Annotated in this window: 9 protein-coding genes, 4 tRNA genes and 2 riboswitches; of the genes, 4 read left to right on the forward strand and 9 right to left on the reverse strand. The window is 61.4% G+C overall.

Annotated features, from left to right (window positions below):
• Positions 1-103 precede the first annotated feature (103 nt).
• Both ACB034_RS13925 and ACB034_RS13930 read left to right on the forward strand, forming a co-directional pair.
• Positions 104-1,285, forward strand: a complete 1,182-nt coding sequence (locus ACB034_RS13925; RefSeq protein ID WP_371173063.1) for a PLP-dependent aminotransferase family protein — start codon at positions 104-106, stop codon at positions 1,283-1,285.
• Between the two features lie 173 nt (positions 1,286-1,458).
• Complete coding sequence (locus tag ACB034_RS13930) at positions 1,459-2,364, forward strand: TIGR01777 family oxidoreductase (protein WP_371173064.1); 906 nt, start codon at positions 1,459-1,461, stop codon at positions 2,362-2,364.
• Between the two features lie 77 nt (positions 2,365-2,441).
• Here the strand turns inward: ACB034_RS13930 and ACB034_RS13935 are convergent, their stop codons facing one another.
• Together ACB034_RS13935 and ACB034_RS13940 are read right to left on the reverse strand one after the other, a co-directional pair.
• The gene (locus ACB034_RS13935; protein ID WP_371173065.1) at positions 2,442-4,889 is read right to left on the reverse strand and encodes an ABC transporter permease; all 2,448 of its coding nucleotides are present in this window, start codon (positions 4,887-4,889) and stop codon (positions 2,442-2,444) included.
• Positions 4,890-4,944: 55 nt separating this feature from the next.
• Positions 4,945-5,640 carry an ABC transporter ATP-binding protein gene (locus ACB034_RS13940; protein WP_042025769.1) on the reverse strand — a complete coding sequence of 232 codons (696 nt, stop codon included), beginning with the start codon at positions 5,638-5,640 and terminating at the stop codon, positions 4,945-4,947.
• Between the two features lie 110 nt (positions 5,641-5,750).
• On the opposite strand from ACB034_RS13940, the gene ACB034_RS13945 reads away from it, so the two are divergent.
• The gene (locus ACB034_RS13945; RefSeq protein WP_342017560.1) at positions 5,751-6,350 is read left to right on the forward strand and encodes an arylesterase; all 600 of its coding nucleotides are present in this window, start codon (positions 5,751-5,753) and stop codon (positions 6,348-6,350) included.
• Positions 6,351-6,439: 89 nt separating this feature from the next.
• Here ACB034_RS13945 and ACB034_RS13950 read toward each other — a convergent pair whose 3' ends face one another.
• Both ACB034_RS13950 and ACB034_RS13955 read right to left on the reverse strand, forming a co-directional pair.
• Positions 6,440-7,384, reverse strand: coding sequence for a chemotaxis protein CheV (locus tag ACB034_RS13950; protein WP_042025772.1), 945 nt, complete (start codon positions 7,382-7,384; stop codon positions 6,440-6,442).
• A gap of 139 nt (positions 7,385-7,523) precedes the next feature.
• The gene (locus ACB034_RS13955; RefSeq protein ID WP_371173078.1) at positions 7,524-10,529 is read right to left on the reverse strand and encodes a glycosyl hydrolase family 18 protein; all 3,006 of its coding nucleotides are present in this window, start codon (positions 10,527-10,529) and stop codon (positions 7,524-7,526) included.
• 148 nt (positions 10,530-10,677) lie between these two features.
• A riboswitch (cyclic di-GMP riboswitch) is annotated at positions 10,678-10,764 on the reverse strand.
• Positions 10,765-11,059: 295 nt separating this feature from the next.
• Here ACB034_RS13955 and ACB034_RS13960 point away from each other — a divergent pair.
• Complete coding sequence (locus tag ACB034_RS13960; RefSeq protein ID WP_371173066.1) at positions 11,060-13,216, forward strand: ExeM/NucH family extracellular endonuclease; 2,157 nt, start codon at positions 11,060-11,062, stop codon at positions 13,214-13,216.
• 173 nt (positions 13,217-13,389) lie between these two features.
• On the opposite strand, the gene ACB034_RS13965 is transcribed toward ACB034_RS13960, so the two are convergent.
• The 5 genes from ACB034_RS13965 to ACB034_RS13985 all read right to left on the reverse strand — a co-directional run bounded on the left by ACB034_RS13965 (position 13,390) and on the right by ACB034_RS13985 (position 17,390).
• Positions 13,390-13,465 (reverse strand) — tRNA-Ala (locus ACB034_RS13965).
• A 62-nt stretch (positions 13,466-13,527) separates the two neighbouring features.
• A tRNA-Ala gene (locus tag ACB034_RS13970) sits at positions 13,528-13,603 on the reverse strand.
• Positions 13,604-13,666: 63 nt separating this feature from the next.
• Positions 13,667-13,742: transfer RNA gene (locus ACB034_RS13975), tRNA-Ala, on the reverse strand.
• A 28-nt stretch (positions 13,743-13,770) separates the two neighbouring features.
• Positions 13,771-13,846, reverse strand: a tRNA-Ala gene (locus ACB034_RS13980).
• A 949-nt stretch (positions 13,847-14,795) separates the two neighbouring features.
• On the reverse strand, positions 14,796-17,390 hold the full coding sequence (locus ACB034_RS13985; protein ID WP_371173067.1) for a glycosyl hydrolase family 18 protein: 2,595 nt from the start codon (positions 17,388-17,390) through the stop codon (positions 14,796-14,798).
• A gap of 102 nt (positions 17,391-17,492) precedes the next feature.
• Positions 17,493-17,580: riboswitch (cyclic di-GMP riboswitch) on the reverse strand.
• Positions 17,581-17,613: the final 33 nt, after the last annotated feature.

The raw sequence follows: 17,613 nt of genomic DNA on the forward strand, positions 1-17,613 counted from the left end.
TGGCGAATATTGTTACAGCCATTGCCTCATTTTTTAAATCTGATACAACCGGATAACTTGGCGGTCGAATGGAGTGACCGCTCATCATGCCAGAGAGAGTCCTATGCAGCCGTTTTTTGCCCAGCGTTTCGAAAAAGTCGAGCCTTCCTTTATCCGCGAAATCCTGAAAGTTGCCGCCAATCCGGAGATCATCTCCTTCGCCGGCGGTCTGCCTAACCCGCACCTGTTCCCAGTCAAGGCCATCGACCAGGCCTGCCAGGACGTGCTGCGCGAGCAGGGTGCCGCCGCCCTGCAGTATGCCGCCACCGAGGGCTTCGCTCCGCTGCGCCAATACATTGCCGACCGCTATCTGAGCCGCCACGGCATGCAGGTCAACCCGGACAACATCCTCATCACCAGCGGCTCCCAGCAGGCGCTGGATCTGCTGGGCAAGGTACTGATCGACGAAGGACAAGACCTCATCATCGAGGAGCCTGGCTATCTTGGCGCCATCCAGGCGTTTTCCGTCTATCAGCCCACCTTCAAGCCCATCACCCTCGGCGAGGAGGGGCTGGATCTGGCGGCGCTGGATGCGCTGCTGGCCAGCGGCTCCAACGCAAAGCTGCTCTACGGCGTGCCCAACTTCCAGAACCCGAGCGGCGTCTCCTACAACCGCGCCAACCGCGAGGCGCTGGCCGAGCGGCTGGTGCGCCACGAGCTGCTGATGGTGGAAGACGACCCCTACGGCGAGCTGCGTTTCGAGGGCGAGCACCTGCCCCCTATCGCCAAGCTGGCGCCGAACAATACCGTGCTGCTCGGCTCCTTCTCCAAGACCGTCGTCCCGGCCTTCCGCCTCGGCTGGATGCTGGTGCCGGACTGGCTGCGCAAGAAGGTGACCATCGCCAAGCAGGCCACCGATCTGCACAGCAATGCCTTCAGCCAGCAGGTGCTGCACCGCTTCCTCTGCGACAACTCGCTGGATGCCCATCTGGAAAAGATCAAGGAGGTCTATGGCCGCCAGCGCGCCGCCATGGAGGCTGCCCTGGCCCGTCACTGCCCGCCCGGCGTCAGCTACACCCGACCGGAAGGGGGCATGTTCCTCTGGCTGACCCTGCCGCCGAGCGTCAGCGCCATGGCGCTGTTTGACGAGGCAATCAAGGAAAAAGTGGCCTTCGTGCCCGGCGCCCCCTTCTACGTGCGCCCCGAGATCCAGAACACCCTGCGCCTGAGCTTCTCCTGCGTGGATGAGGCAACCATCGAAGAGGGGGTCAAACGCCTCTGCCGCGCTCTCACCCGCATGCTCTGATAGCGCCGCCATGCTGGCGAGTACGTTCCTGAAACCAGCGAGTGATCCGCTGGTTTTTTTTCGCCCGCATCCAACTGCGGTAACAGAGCAGGCAGAGAATGATGAACCTGCGGCCACTTGTTCAATGCCCAAGAGCTGATTAGAGTGAAAACAACGAATTAGGGAGCGCAGCGATGAAGATTCTGATCACGGGGGGCACCGGCTTTATCGGCCGTCGACTGGTGGCCCATCTCAAGGTAAACCACGAGGTGGTGGTATTGAGCCGCCAGGGCAGTCGCGCCTATACCCTGCTGGGTCACGACATCAAGGTGCTCGACAGCCTGGACAGGCTCGACGATCTCAATGACGTGGATGCGGTCATCAACCTGGCGGGGGAGCCCATCGCCGCCGGGCGCTGGAGCGAGCAGCGCAAGCAGCTGCTCTGCGACAGCCGCTGGCTGCTGACCGAACAGCTGGTGGATCTCATCAAGCTCTCGACCACGCCCCCTAAAGTGCTGATCAACGCCTCCGCCATCGGCTGGTATGGCAGGCAAGACGATGCGCCGCTGGATGAGCAGTGTCAGACGCCCCACGACGAGTTCACCCACCAGCTCTGCCAGCAGTGGGAAACCCTGGCTCAGGAGGCCCGCAGCCGCCTGACCCGGGTCTGCATCGTGCGGATCGGGCTGGTGCTTGGCACCGATGGCGGCGCCCTGCCCAAAATGTTGCCCACCTACCGGTTTGGTCTCGGCGGTCCCATGGGCGCCGGCAACCAGGTGATGAGCTGGATCCATGTGCAGGATCTGGTGCGCGCCATCCTGTTTTTGCTGGAGCACGGCGAGTGCGACGGCATCTTCAACGGCACAGCCCCCCATCCGGTCAGCAACAGGGAGTTCAGCCAGACTCTGGCGCACACCCTTCACCGCCCCCATCTCTTTTTCGTGCCCGCAACCTTGCTGCGCCTGATGATGGGAGAGGCATCGGATCTGCTGCTGACCGGGCAACACGTGCTACCCACCCGCCTGCAGCAGGCCGGTTTTCACTTCACTTACCCTGAACTCCCCCAGGCCCTCACCAATCTGCTGAGATCTCCCCGCTAGCACGCCAGATTCCAATAAAAACAACCCGGCCAATTGGCCGGGTTGTTTTTATTGACTGTAAATATGCCTACCGCCGCTTACAGCAAGCCTTGCCCCAGGCCGCGCAAGCGATCGCTCAAGGTGCCCGCCAGCAGCTGACGGCGCATCCCCTGCCCGGCCAGCGTCACCAGCACGGCCCCCAGGGCCGGCAAGGTCAGCCAGATGGCCCAGTGAAACTGCCACTGCCCCTCGAACCACCACCACTGCAGGCCGAAGGAGCAGAGCTCCACCACCATGGCGGCGCACAGCCCCGCCAGAGCGCCGCTCGCCACCAGCTCCCAGCGCAGCATCCTCTTGAGCAGCGCGCTGCCGGCTCCCAGGGTGCGCATCAGCAGCAGCTCGCGGCGCCGGTGGGCCATGCTGGCCTGGGTCTGGGTCAGCAGCACCAGCAACGCCGCCACCGTCACCAGCCCCAGCATCAGGGCCAGCGCCCGGCTCACCTGTTCGGAAACCTGACTCAGGCGGGCGATCAAGTCATCTACGTCGATGAGGCTGACCGTGGGATGGCGGCGGATGATCTCCACCTCGGCGGCGCGGCCACTGGTGGGCAGTCGGTAGCTGCCAAGCCAGGTACGGGAGAAGGAGGAGAGCAGATCCTCCGAGAAGATCATGTAGAAGTTGGGGCGCATGTTGTCCCACTTGATGCTGCGAAGGCTGGTCACTCGGGCCCCGAAGCTGCGCCCGTCAATAGTGAAACCGAGCATGTCCCCCAGCTTGATGCCGAGCCTGCCGGCCAGTTCACTGTCCACCGACACCTCCCCGGGCCCGTCAAACCAGCGCCCCGCCACCAGCTGGTTGTCGACCGGCAGGGTGCTGGTAGTGGTGAAATTGAGCTCCCGATCGACCCCCTCACGGCCGCTGGCAGCACCCTCACCCACCGCCTCGCCGGCGATGTGGGTCAGGCGACCGCGCACCATGGGGTAGAAGTCCGAAGTGACCGCGCCCGCCGCCGCCAGATCGGCCAGGATCCCCTCGCGCTCATGTTCCGCCACATTGACCAGAAACCGGTTGGGGGCATCGGCGGGCAAACGGGCCGAGAACTCGTCCAGCAGATCGACGCGCGCCGCCCACAAGAGGCCAAACAGCATGAGTGCCAGGGCAAAGCCCGCCAGCTGGAACAGGCCGCTGCTGCGCTCGCGGGAGAGATGGGCCAGTGCCAGACGCAGGGCGTGAGGGCCATTGACCCTGGCCCCCAGCCGCAGCAAGCCGGCGGCCAGCAGCGCCAGCAACCCCATCAGCAATCCCATGCCCCCGACCAGCCAGAACGCCAGACGCACGTCGGCGGTAAAGCCCCACACCAGGGCAAACAGGCCGAGCAACCCTACCGGCAACGCCAGCCAGGGGGGCACGCTCGCCTCCAGCTCGCGGCGCAATACCCGCAGGGGCGGCACCTTGAGCAGGCGCAGGAAGGGTACGAAGGCGAGCAACAGGGTGATGAAGAAGGCGACCGCCACCCCGAGGGCGAAGGGGCGCCAGGAGGGAGGCGGCAGATCCGGGGGCAGCAACTCCCCCAGCAGCTGCAAGGTGAACCACTGCATCACAGTGCCCGCCAGCAGGCCAAGCAGGGCGCCAATCAGGGTCAGGGAGAGCAGCAGCACGCTCATCAATTGCCACAGGCTGGCACGGGAGGCCCCCAGGGTCTTGAGCAGCGCCACCATATTGGTCTGGCGCTCGGCAAAGTGGCGCACGGCGATCCCCATGGCCAGCGCCCCCAGCAGTACGCCGCTTAAGGAGGCCAGACGGAAGAAACGCTCCGCATTAGCGAGCGAGCGCCCCACCCGGGACTCGCCGTCATCCGGCTTGATCCACTTCTGGCCCGGCTGCAGTTTTGGTTCCAGCCAGCGCTCGTAGCGGGCCAGTGACTCCCGCGAGCCCTGGAACAGATAGCGCCACTGCTGGCGCGAGCCGGGCAACAGGGCACCGGTCGCCTCGATATCGGCACTGTGAATGAGGGCCCTGGGCGCCAGCAGGAAGGGGCTGAAGCCCTGATCCGGCTCCTCACCCAGCAGCCCGGCCACCTTCAGCACCGTATTGCCGACCTCCAGCTCATCCCCCGGTTTGGCCGCCAGCAGCTGCATCACCCGGGCCGACAGCCAGATCTCCCCAGGCGCGGGAGAACGCTGCGGGGTCAACTCCAGCTTGCCGTAGAAGGGAAAACCGTCCGGCACCGCCCGAATGGAGGCCAGCTGCAACGCCTCGCCGTGGAACAGCATGCTGTTGAAGCTGACCGTGGTCTGCACCGCCAATCCGTCATTTTTGGCCTGCTGCAACCAGCCATCCGGCATGGCTGTGGCGGTGCGCAGCACCCGATCCGCCCCGATAAAGTCGCGGCCCGATGCCTTGAGGCCGGCATCAAGTCGATCGGCCACCAGCGCCACGCTCAGCACGCAGGCCACGCTCAGGGCCAGCGCCAGCACAAACCAGCGCAGCTCGCCGTTGAATCCCTCCCGGCGAAGCAGTCGCCATCCCAGTCGCCACTGCATCATTCCCCCTGACCTCCATTTACTGGCCAAACAGGCAGGCATGCCATCCCGGATCGTCTCATGCCTCCACTCCTTCGGCTGCCCCATCCAGCCGTCCGGCCGCCATCACTATCTGGCGCTGGCAGCGCCGGGCCAGCTCGTGGTCGTGGGTCACCACCACCAGAGTCGTGCCGTGCTTGCGGTTGAGCTCGAACAACAGCTCTATCACCTTCTCGCCCGTCTTGCTGTCGAGGTTGCCGGTCGGCTCGTCGGCCAGCAGCAGGCTGGGCCGGGTCATGAAGGCTCGTGCGATGGCGACCCTCTGCTGCTCGCCACCGGAGAGGCGGGGCGGCAGATGGTGCAGCCGTTCACTCAAGCCCACCGCCGCCAGCAGCTCGCGGGCCCTCTGCTCGCACTCCCGCTCGCCGCGCAGCTCGGCCGGCAGCATCACGTTTTCAAGGGCTGTCATGGTGGGCAGCAGTAGGAAGGATTGGAATACGAAACCGATCTGCTCGGCCCGCAGCCGCGCCCGCCCCTCCTCATCAAGCTCGCCGAGGGATTTGCCGAGGATCTCTATCTCCCCCTGGCTCGGCAGATCGAGGCCGGCCAGCAGCCCCAGCAGGGTGGATTTGCCCGATCCGGACGCCCCCACCAGGGCCACCGTCTCGCCGCTATTGACTTGCAGATCGATCCCTTCAAGGATGGTGAGGCTTTCCTGGCCGAGGCGAACCGATTTGCCCAGGCTCCTGACGACGATAATGGGTGTTGAACTCATGCTTCGTATCCTGTTTATTCAGGGCCTTGGTGACCGCCACCATCGGGTGTCGGCACCCTGTGCAGGCCCTTGTCCTTTTTTAATGCCAATCACTGAAGGGAGTTGATGTTATGGCGCGTATTCTGTTTGCCCTCTGTTTCCTGATTTCATCCGTTCAGGCCCAGACCCTGCTGGTGCTGGGGGACAGCCTGAGTGCCGGTTATCAGATGCAGGCCCAGCAGAGCTGGCCTGCCCTGCTCAACCAGAAGTGGCAAAATGAAGGGGCTGTGCACTCCCTGATCAACGCCAGCATCAGCGGCGAAACGACCCAGGGGGGACTGGCCCGCCTGCCCGCCCTGCTGGAAGAACACCAGCCGGACTGGCTGCTGATCGAGCTGGGGGGCAATGACGGCCTGCGCGGCTTCGCGCCAGCCATCACCCGCAAGAACCTGGCCGACATGATTGCCCTGGCCAAGGCCAACCAGACGCGCGTGGTCTTGACCCAGATCCAGCTGCCGCGCAACTATGGCGTCCGCTATCTGCGCCAGTTCGAGCAGATCTTCCCGGAACTGGCCGAGGCCAACAAACTGCCGCTGCTCCCCTTCTTCATGGATGATATTGCGCTGCGCCCTGAACTCATGATGAACGATGGCATCCATCCGACGCCAGCCGCCCAGCCGCAAATCCGCGACAAGGTGGCCCGTTTCATCGAGCCTCTGTTAGAGCGCTGAGGCCATAGCCCCACTCCAACCTGTCACTCTTCCCATAAACAAACATCCCGCCAGGGCGGGATGTTTGTTTTATCAAAGACACACGAAATTTACTGCTCCAGCACCTGGCGCAGGCGCTCCTGCGCCACTCCGACCAGCAAGTCGGGCTGAAACTTGGAGATAAAGCGGTCACACCCCACCTTCTTGACCATGGCTTCGTTGAAGTTGCCGCTCAGGGAGGTGTTGAGGGTGATGAAGAGGTCGGCCATGCGCGCATCGCTGCGCACCTCGTGGGTCAGGCGATAGCCATCCATCTCCGGCATCTCCGCATCCGTGATCATCAGCAGGATCTCGTCGGTTACCTTCTTGCCCGCATCGCACCACCCCTTGAGCAGGGTGAGGGCCTGCAAGCCATCCTGACACTCGATCACCTCGAGGCCAAGCTGCCCCAGGGTTTCACGCACCTGGTTGCGGGCCGTGCTGGAGTCATCCACGATGAGCACCTTGCGACCGTGCATCTCGGGCAGGATCTCCCGATCCAGCACCTCTTCCGAGATGCGGATGTCATAGGTGATGATCTCCGCCAGCACCTTCTCCACGTCGATAATCTCGACGATCTGATCGACCCCATCCTCCGGGATCCGGGTGATGGCGGTCAGGTAGTTGGCCCGCCCGGCGGAACGCGGCGGCGGCAGAATATCCTTCCAGGTCATGTTGACGATATTGGCCACCTGCCCCACCAGAAAGCCCTGAATGGTGCGGTTGTATTCGGTGATGATGAGGTTGGATTCGCTGTCGATGGGCATGGGGCGCATGCCGATGGCGCTGCGCAGGTTGATGACCGGAATCGAGGTACCCCGGATATTGGCCACGCCGCTGATGTTGTGATGGGAACCCGGCATCTTGTTGAGGTGGGGCAGCTTGACGACCTCCCTCACCTTGAAGACGTTGATCGCAAACATCTGGCGGGTGCCGAGGCGGAACATCAACAACTCCAGGCGGTTTTCGCCCACCAGCTGGGTTCGTTGATCAACTGAATCCAATATACTCGCCATATGCTGACATCCATCTGATTATTAATCGACTCTATTATAGAGAGCAGCGGCCAGGAAAGGCAGACGCTTTTTCCAGCAGAGCGACCAATCAGACAAAAAAAGTGAGGCCGAAGCCTCACTTATCACATTGATTTTAAAATCAATAGCTACAGACTGACTTCCAGCTGCCGTCGCCGGCTTTGGGTTCACTGCTGGTCCACCAGTTGGCCTGCCACACCGCTTTGTTGTGGGTGATGCGATCGCCGCCGCTGGCATGATCGCCGCGCGGCCAGCTCGGGTAGGCCGGGTAGGAGGCCGGATCCACGTTCTGGCTGCTGCAGGTAGAACCATCGGAACCACCGCCACCTGTGCCACCCGTGCCCAGCACCGCTTCGGGCAGGGTCGGGAACTCGGCCTTGAGACCTATGGTCTGGCTGCCGCTGATGATGCGCATCCCGCTCGGTACGCCGGCGGCCGGCAGATAGTAGGTCATCGCCACTTCCACCTCGGCTCCCGGTGCCAGGGTCTGCCAGCTCGGCAGGTTCATGGCCACCTTGTGGAAGTCCTTCTCGTTTGCAATGCCTTCCGAGTTGTCGTTGCCACCGCTTTCGACCACCTTGAGCCCCATGCCACTCTGATCCGTAATGGTATCAGAGGTGGAGGTGGGGACCAGGAACTCGATTCTGGCGCCGCCCGGAATGGTCTGGGTCGACTTGTTGACCAGCTTGAGTTTCGGGTTGATCGGGTAGTTGGAGTCCCCTTCCTTGAAGCCAGAGAGGCTCACGCCGATGTCGAGCTGGGCGCTCGGCGCCGGCAGATCATTCTGCTGGGTGTTGTAAGGCGCGGCCTTGGCAAACTTCTCGTAGGCAAGGGTGGTCAGGGTACTGCCCATACCATACTCGTTCTTGGCTTGATCGAAGGCGTAGTCACCCGCCATCTCCCAGAACATGACGCCGCCCAGACCGCGCTTGATGATGTAGTCTAGCTTGTGGCCCATGGACTCTTCATCTTCGGTGGAGAGGAACACCTTCTTCTGTTCGTTCCACAGCCAGGGCGCATGGGCCTTGTCATCGTAGTAACGGACATATTGCCCCTGCATCACGTGCGCCGGATTGTTGGGATCCAGACCCCAGGCCGTGCCATAGCTCGGCAAGGTAGTGATGCCGAGGCTGGCCGCGTGCTCCAGGTTCTTGGCATGCCACATGGGCACGGCGCCACCGCCGATCTCCTTGCCGTTCTTGTCGAGATCGTGCCAGATGTTGTCGATGCCGACCGCCCCATTGCCGCACGGAATGGTGCTGCCACCCGTGCCCGGCTGGCACTCGTTCTGGCTCGGCAAGGCCGCCTTGCCACCCAGGCCGTGGGTACCGCCGCTCACCCCCTGCCAACCGCGGGTGTAATAGGGCACACCCACGTTGATCTTGCCGGCCGCTAGGGCGCCGCGGAAGTAGTGGGCAGACCAGGCCGCATTCAGATAGCCGATGCCGCCGAACTGGGCCTGGGTATAGACGCCCCAGTGAGAGAGCTCGGGGTCAGCATTGTTGTCGAACAGGGCCGCGTTGTGACCGACGAAGTGGTTCCAGGCACCGTGGAAGTCATAGGTCATCAGGTTGACGTAATCCAGATACTGGGTGACCTGGAAGTTCTCCATACCGCGCAGCAGATAAGCCGATGCCGGCGAGGCGATGGTCAGCATGTACTTGCGGCCATCCTCGGTGCCGGCGCTGTCGAGCCGCTCACGCAGGGTCTTCATCAGCACCTCATAGTTGGCAAACAACTTGGCGCGGCACTGGTTGGAGAGCGGGAAGTCGTTCGGGTTGCCCGCATCCTTCATGGAGGTGGGGTACTCGTAGTCCACATCCACACCATCGAAACCGTACTGGCGGATGAAGCTCACCGCCGAGTCGGCAAAGGCGTTGATGCCGGCGGTGTTGACCGAGCAGTCGCCCTTGGTGGTGGCGGTGTAGAAGCCGCGGGTATCGGCCCAGCCACCGACCGAGATCAGGGTCTTCACGTCCGGGTACTGCTTCTTGTATTTGGAGAGCAGGTTGAAGTGGCCCTGGTAGGCGAATTCGGGATCCATCTCGGCGCCCGGCACTCCGTCCCAGGTCATCTTGGTGGCGGAGTCATCCACCTTGATGGTATGGCTCTGTTCATCCACCGCCGCGAAGGCATAGTTGATGTGAGTGATCTTGTCCCAGGGGATATCGTTGACCAGATAGGCGGGCAGGCCGTTCTTGCCGGTGCGCCAGGAGGTGAAGTAGCCGATGACCCGGCGGGCATGGTCATCCCCCATGCACTCGTAGCCGTCCGGGCGGTAGATCTGGCGGATATCGCAGGAGAGGTTGCCACCGGTGGGTGGCAGGGCCGCCTCTTCCACCTGCACGTCGACCAGAGCAGATTCGCCAGTGAGGTTTGCCTTGTCGGTCGCCACCAGCTTGAGTGCCGCCGCCCCCTTGGCTTGCGGGATCCAGCTTACCTGCCAAGGCACGCTGGTGTCCTCTCCTACCTTCTTGCCATCGACAAACAGCTCGACTTTGGCGACATCGTTGTTGGCGTCGGTCACATTGCCGCTCACCGCCACGCTGCGGCCCAGGGTCACCTTGGCACCATTGGCCGGGCTGCTGATGTTCACTTTGGGCGCTTCTGGCGCCACCACGGCATTGATGCTGAAACTGGCGTCCGCCTCACTCAGCACCTTGCCGTCCTTGTCCAGCGCCCGGGATTTGAGCTGATGGGCCCCCACTCCGCTGGCGACCCAGCTGGCTGACCAGGGAGAGGCGCTCACTTGCGCCACCGGCTGGCCATCGATCAGATACTCGACCTTCGCCAGCGCGCTGCTGTTGCCACTCAGGGTCACCTCCAGCGCAACCTCTGCCCCTTCGTCAAATGCACTGCCAACGGCGGGCGAGCTGACGACGAGCCCCAGATCCGGATTACCGCCCCCCTCGCTGAACAGTTTCCAGGCATCACCCCAGACCGAACCCACGCCGGGTTCGTAGTGATAGGGAGACGCACCGCACCAGCCGGAGTAGGGGAATTCCTTGCATTCGTAGAGGTTGCCGACGTTGCTGACAACATCGCCAGCCTTGTAGGCCGTGCCGGCCTGATAGGCAGGGTACGCCGCCAGCGCCCAGGCGGGCATGGCAGCAAGGGCCACCAGCATGGCGAGCCGGCTGGGCCTTAGGGTTTGTTGCATATTGTTATCTTCCTTGTTTTGTCTTGGCATGGGTCACCAGAACAAAGAACAATCGCAACCTGCGTGATAGGTGCAGACAACTGGCGATGGACGCGCCACAGACACGACTGTCACCCAGGGGAACCCCGCTATCTGTCTTGACTACCCAGACAGACCGGAGGCATTGCGTCCCGGCATCGCTACCGGTTTGCCCTTTACCTGGGTTCCGTTAGGAACGGATCAAGTATAGGAATTAACCACCAGAGTCTCAATCTTCATTTTCAAAGAAAATTATGTGACCGACGCCAGTCACCTAGCTCCAATCGCGCACACAGATAACATTTTTATCATTTATTTCAGTGTGTTAGCCAAGTCAAAAAAAGGGATATCTCAGGCGCCGACATCCCGGTTATGTGCGTTGGCTCACTGGTATGACATGCCGGAAATGTGACAATGCGCGCCCTTGGTCAAGGAGCCAAGGCTATGGAAATACTGGCAAAAATAAAAAAGGAACACCTATGAAAGGTACACGTACCCTGCTATCGCTGGCCGTGGGGCTGGCGCTTGCGTCCCCGTCTCTCTACGCGGCTGGATTCACCTGCCCGGCCGATGCGTCCTTAACTCCTGTCCCCGCCATCCAGGGCAGTGGCGACAAGAGCCCCCTGGTGCCCGACGACAGCTTCGTGAGCCCCCAGAGCGTCACGGTCAAGGCCGTGGTCTCCGCCCTTGGCGAGAGCCTCAACAAGGGATTCTACCTGCTGGATGTGCAGGGCGATGGCAATCCCCAGACGTCGGACGGCATCTTTGTTTATCTGAACGACAAGAACTTCGCCAGCAAGTACCCGGACATCAAGCCGGGCGCCGAAGTCTGCCTGGAGGCCAAGGTCGAGGAGTATTACGGCCACACCCAGCTCAAGCCCGTGTTTGACGGCACTACCCCGCGCCTGCAGGTCCTGACCCAGACGCAAGCCCCGGCCGCCGTGCCATTGCGAGTACTGGAAGGGGAAAACCTCGCACGGTCTCTGGAGCGCCACGAAGGGATGCGGGTGCGCCTCGATGCCGACAGCCTGCTCAAGGTGAGCCGCAACTTCAGCTATGACTATGCCGCCAAACGCAACAACCTGGTGCTCGCCCACCAGGCACCGCTGATGAAACCAACCCAGCTGCATGTGGCTGGCAGCAGCGAGGCGAAGGCACTGGCCTCGGCCAATGCCGGCAATCGGGTGTTCCTGGAGTCTGACTTCAAGGCCGCTAACGGCACGCTGCCCTGGCTGCCCGCCTGGGAGCCGGAGCAGGGTTACCTTCGGATCGGCGATGCGCCGGTCAATCTGGAGGCCATGGTGGGCTACAGCTTCGGCGAGTATCGTCTCATCGTCCCCCGGGAGCAGACCATCACCATAGGAGATCTGCTGCGCACCAGCGACAACGATCGCCAGAATGCACCGGATCGCGTTACAGGCTCGGATCTGCGGATCGGCAGCTTCAACGTGCTCAACTACTTCACCAGCCACTCCAGCGTGGGCGGTTCCCTCAACGTACTGTGCCAGGATCAGGCTGATGCGGACAGCGCCAAGGGCTGCAACCGGGGCGCCAAGAGTCTGGAGGATTTCCAGAAACAGAGCACCAAGATTGTCAACGCCATCACCCAGATGGATGCCGACCTGCTCGGTCTGATGGAGATGGAGAACAACGGCTTCGACGATACCTCTGCCCTCCATGATCTGGTCACCCGTCTCAACCAGGCGCAAAAAGACGCGAGCAAGCGCTATGCCTATGTTCGCCTGCCAGCCACAGCCCTCACCGAGGGCAAATTCTTCGGCGGCGACGCCATCATGGTTGCCATGATTTACCGCCCCGCCCTGCTCACTCCCGCCGGCGATGCCAGCTTCATCCAGATGCCGGAACAGCGCTACACAGTGGGTGGCATCGCCAAGCGCGCCTCCCAGCGTGACTCTCTGGTGCAGACGTTCACCGTCGAGGGCAGCAAGGAGCCACTGACCCTGGTGGTCAACCACCTCAAATCCAAGGGCTCCGGCTGCTACGAGAATGGTGATGGCAAAAGCGAACCCGCCGATCTGCAGGGCAAATGCACCGAGTTCCGGGTCACCGCCGCCAAGGTGTTGGGGGATGCGGTCAGCAAGCTGTCCGATCAGGTGCTGCTGGTGGGGGATTTCAACTCCTACGCCAAGGAAGATCCAATCCGGGTGCTGACCGACTACAACCCGGCCACCAACGAGCGCAAGATTGTCTCGGCCTCCCACACCTATCTCGGCGAACAGCCCTATGAGCAGCTGGGACAGGAGGTGACTCGCAGCTACGGTCTGGTCGATCTGAACGTGAAATTCAACAAGGAGAAAGCCATCTCCTACAGCTATGAGGCCGAGCTCGGCACCCTGGACTACGCCCTCGCCAATCCGGCGCTGGCCGGCAAGGTACTCGGGGTCGCCGACTGGCATATCAACTCGTTCGAGAGCAACCTGTTCGAATATGGTCGCAGCTTCACCGGCGATATGATCAAATCCGACAATCCGTTCAGCGCCTCCGACCATGATCCCGTCATCGTCGATCTCAAACTGGGCAGCGATGCGGCCAAGCCAGGCTCCTCGTCAGGTGGCGGCGCCCTTGGCCTGGGCTTGCTGGCCCTGTTGCCGCTGGCCTGGCGACGCCGCCGCTAAACACGGTGACGCCCATCCTCATACACCCAAGCCCGCGCCTGCCGCGGGCTTTTTTGCCCCCGGGCTCTGTGAGTGGCACGACGTATGGGAAGCAAGGGAAAAAGATGACAGGCAAGGAAAAACAAAAAGGCCACCGCAATGCGGTGGCCTTTGGCGTTCTTCCAATAAGAAGATGGTGGAGCTACGCGGGATCGAACCGCGGACCTCTTGCATGCCATGCAAGCGCTCTCCCAGCTGAGCTATAACCCCAAATTTTCTACCCGACAAACGGTTCTGGATGCCGCTTGTCGTCAGCCTGTCGGCTTCAATAATGGTGGAGCTACGCGGGATCGAACCGCGGACCTCTTGCATGCCATGCAAGCGCTCTCCCAGCTGAGCTATAACCCCACAAAGGTCGGCCTGGGTGTACACACCACACTGCCCTGGGCACTGCATTTACAATCGAGAATCTGGTGGAGCTACGCGGGATCGAACCGCGGACCTCTTGCATGCCATGCAAGCGCTCTCCCAGCTGAGCTATAACCCCTTTGATTCCAGATTGTCCGAGAAGAATTTGGTGGAGCTACGCGGGATCGAACCGCGGACCTCTTGCATGCCATGCAAGCGCTCTCCCAGCTGAGCTATAACCCCAACTCACCTCGGGCCACCGAAGTTATCTCCGGCAACGGAGGCGCATGATAGGCATCACCCGCTTTGCTGTCAACCCTAAAATAATCCCCACAAGCGCGTTTAGTCAAAATTACAGCAGTTCGTCGATTTAACCAGCAAGAGGCCAGCTATCTCACTGTTTTTGGTCACAAAACAGGCGTAATGCCAGAATGAAATGCCTACCGGTCAGTGCCTCATAATGCCTGGCTGCTTTATCCCGTTTCTCCCGACTTAGCCTGAAGGACTCCGCTTCCCAATCCGGGACACCAGGTCCCTCTTGTAACAGACGTTGTAACGGGCGACATGAAATCCTTTCCATAAGGGCTTTTGAATTTGAAAACCCTTTCCATGATTTATGTAAATTTACAACACAAAAAGTTGATCCAGCTCACAGATACTCCTAGGATCAAACCGTGACCGAGGTCACACAACCAATCATAAATAACAGAGCGATGAGGTTAATCATGTTTGAGAATCTGGCTGTACTGTTCCACCTTAAAGGTGCGACCCGCAAAAATGGCGTCATCGAGAAAGACGCGTATGCCCCGTCAACACGCCAGTACTACTTCCGTTATGGCGCGTGAACGGCTGACAACATTACACATCAAGTAGTAAAATTACATAAATACATCCCCTCGCAGCGCCTCCAGGGTGCTGTCCCGTCCTGGCCAACTTCTCTACGGCCAAACCTGAACTCCAGCAAATGAAGATGGGGCCCACAGGCCCCATCTTTTTATAGTGTTACGGTTCTACCATGATTGGCTCGGCTCAAGACAAGGCCTCACAGCTGACGAGTCTCCCCGGTCAGGCTTGGCGGCCGACGCTCCCTGTGGGACAGGATATAAGCAACAATGTCACTCACATACCACGTCGGTCACCATAGCACCGGGTTGCCATCCCTTGCGGCAGAGCCTGCTTTCATGGACCAGGATCAGTTGCAACTGGCGGCACCAACGTCCAGCCAGACTTCATGCTTGCCGGGTTCGTTGCCGCGGGTCCAGTATTGCGCTTTCCACTGGCGGCCATTATGGCTGGTCAGATCGCCGCCGTTGTAGGCAACATTGGCATCCCAACCCAGCTGAACCTTGCTCACCAGCAGCCACTGGTCGCTCGTGTGGCTCGGTTCATTGCCCTGAGTCCAGTACTTGGCCTGCCACACCAGCTGGTTGTGGCTTACCTTGTCCCCGCTGTTGTAGGTCTGGCTCGCCTGCCAGGCTGGCCAGTTGGCCGCATCCGGATCGCTGACCTCGCAACCGCCACCCGTGCTGGCGGGCTTGACGGTCAGCCGGCTGCTGGCGCTGGCATCCAGGGCACCATCGGATACCGTCAGAGTCAGGTCATAAGCCGTGTCACTGGTCACGCTCGGACCGGTCACCACCAGGGTGGGGCTATCCTGCCCGGTGGCACTGAGGCCAGCCGGTACGCTCCACTGATACGTCAGGGCATCGCCGTTGGGATCGGAGACGCTGGCCTTGATGGTCACCTGCTTGCCCGACTCCACGGTCGCGCTGGCCGGTACCGTCACCACGGGTGGCAGGTTGGGCTGGGGCGCCTTGTTGGTCACTACCACCTGATCGCTGGCCGAGAGCCCCTGATCGTCGGTGACGGTCAGCTCAAACACCAGATTGATGTCGGCAGTCACGCCATCGAGCACCACCCGGGCCTTGGCCTGACTGGCGTCGAGCAGGGTGGCCTGCGGGCCTGATACCTGCTTCCAGCTGTAGGTGAGCACGCCGCTTTCCGGATCGTGGGAAGAGGCACCATTGAGGGTCACCTCGGCCGGGCCGGTGATGGCGAGATCGCTGCCCGCATTGGCCACCGGCGGCTTGTTGGCAGGCGGTGTGATGCCCTCGCCGTGGCCCAGCCCCTCGTGCATGGCGTTGAGGATGTCACCGTTGTCGGCATCGATCTCCCAGGAGAAGAGGCCGCCGAGCTGGTTGGCCAGCACGTACTGCCCCTTGGCCTTGACCGAGCGGTCGTTGTCATAGGTGATGAGATCGCCGGTTGACGCCTTGAACACGTAAGGCCCTTCGGCCACCTCGTCGTAGCCTTTCTCCCACTCGCTGCCCATGCGGTTGTTGACGATGTCGCGATAGTCCACCACTCCATCTTCCCAGGTCCCCTTCACCTTGCCGGTCGCGGTACCAGTAAAGGGGTTGCCGGCCTGATAGCCGCTCACACCGGTCCAGCCACGGCCATACATGGCCGCACCGACCACCAGCTTGCCGGGCTCGACCCCTTGCCCAAGCAGCGCCTTGACCGCCTTGTCGGTGGTGTACTTGGTATCGGGATCCCAGCTGGCCGGATAGAGGTTGGTCTGGTGGCCGAGCTCGGTATTGCTCCAGCCGCCGTTGAAGTCGTAGCTCATCAGGAAGATGCGGTCCATGTACTGCTGGGCCGCGCGGTAATCCACGTCTTCAATCTTGTCGCCACCGGCACCGATGGCGGAGGTGAGCTCATACTTGCGACCCGTCTGGGCTTCCAGCTCGTCGAGCATGGCGCGCAGATCCTTCATCAGGGTCACATAGGTGGCGCCATCGGTCGGGCTGCCGAGTTTCGGGTTGGCACCCTGGCCACCCGGATACTCCCAGTCGATATCCACGCCGTCGAAGAATTTCCAGGTCTGCAGGAACTCCTTCACCGAGGCGACGAAGATGTCGCGCTTGGTCTTGTCACCGAGGAAGTAGAAGGGATCGGAGAGGGTCCAGCCCCCCACGGACGGCAGTATCTTCAGATCCGGGTAGGCCTGCTTGAGGGCCATCAGGGCTCCGAAGTTGCCCTTGTAGGGCTCATCGTGGGCGGTCAGGCCGCTTTGCGGCATCTGGACGGCAGCCCAGGGGTCATGGATCGCCACCTTAAAGTCAGCGCGGCCGGCACAGGCCCGTTGCAGCGCCTGGAAACTTCCTTCGATCTCCTTGAGGCTGTCGTTCAAACCATCCCCGCCGCAAATGGGGGTAAAGCCGTAGAGGATGTGCGTCAGGTTCTGGGCCGGGATCTTGTCCACTGTGAACTTGCGGCCATAAACGCCCCACTCCACATAGTAAGTACCGACCACCTTGCCGGACTTGTTGGTGTAAGGCTTGTTGTTCTCCTGCAGTGACGTCTTGAGAGGGGCCAGGTGGCTGCCGTCAGTATCGGCCACCACTATCTCCTTCTTGTCGGAGAGGGTACAGCCGTCGGCGTTGCACAGGGCCACCTGCATTTGGTAACGGCCCCCTTTTTTCACCTTGAAGGTGGCGCTGCCGGACGCAGCGGAGGGGCCGGACCACACCTCCTGGCCATCGAGCAGGACCTTGGCGGTCTGGCCCAGATCACCGCTCCAGAGATTCCAGTTCACCTCGACATCGGCGGCATCCTTCACCTTGACCAGGTTGTTGTAGGAGGTCGCGGCCTGATCCACCTCGATGATGGAAAACTTGGTGGGACCCCAGCCGATGGTGGCTTTGCCGGGCGGCGCGGCGTAGGCGGAAGATGCACAGAAGAGACCGACCGCGAGGGCCAGCATGGTTGGTTTTGGACTTGGCATTGTTGTATTTCCCTATCTCGTTATGTTTGCAACGAAAAGGGCGACGCCCCTGACAGGTAATGCAGACAGCAGCTCCTCCTTGGCAAAAGGAGCACAACGACCTGTGGTGGCCCCGCTATCTTAGGTACTGCTGACCCTTAGACCGGAAGCTTTGCGTCCCGATTTTTCAATCGGTTTGCCCTTAACACACTTCATTCGCGACATAAAAAATCGCCCCCCGACT

Source organism: Aeromonas sp. S18(2024), from assembly GCF_041402525.1.
GTDB classification, from domain to species: Bacteria; Pseudomonadota; Gammaproteobacteria; order Enterobacterales; family Aeromonadaceae; genus Aeromonas; species Aeromonas enteropelogenes.

Bases quoted from the DNA above. Each gene is read 5' to 3' on its own strand.
- ACB034_RS13925 (WP_371173063.1), top strand. From the start codon at position 104: ATGCAGCCGTTTTTTGCCCAGCGTTTCGAAAAAGTCGAGCCTTCCTTT.
- ACB034_RS13930 (WP_371173064.1), top strand. From the start codon at position 1,459: ATGAAGATTCTGATCACGGGGGGCACCGGCTTTATCGGCCGTCGACTG.
- ACB034_RS13935 (WP_371173065.1), bottom strand. From the start codon at position 4,889: ATGATGCAGTGGCGACTGGGATGGCGACTGCTTCGCCGGGAGGGATTC.
- ACB034_RS13940 (WP_042025769.1), bottom strand. From the start codon at position 5,640: ATGAGTTCAACACCCATTATCGTCGTCAGGAGCCTGGGCAAATCGGTT.
- ACB034_RS13945 (WP_342017560.1), top strand. From the start codon at position 5,751: ATGGCGCGTATTCTGTTTGCCCTCTGTTTCCTGATTTCATCCGTTCAG.
- ACB034_RS13950 (WP_042025772.1), bottom strand. From the start codon at position 7,384: ATGGCGAGTATATTGGATTCAGTTGATCAACGAACCCAGCTGGTGGGC.
- ACB034_RS13955 (WP_371173078.1), bottom strand. From the start codon at position 10,529: ATGCTGGTGGCCCTTGCTGCCATGCCCGCCTGGGCGCTGGCGGCGTAC.
- ACB034_RS13960 (WP_371173066.1), top strand. From the start codon at position 11,060: ATGAAAGGTACACGTACCCTGCTATCGCTGGCCGTGGGGCTGGCGCTT.
- ACB034_RS13985 (WP_371173067.1), bottom strand. From the start codon at position 17,390: ATGCCAAGTCCAAAACCAACCATGCTGGCCCTCGCGGTCGGTCTCTTC.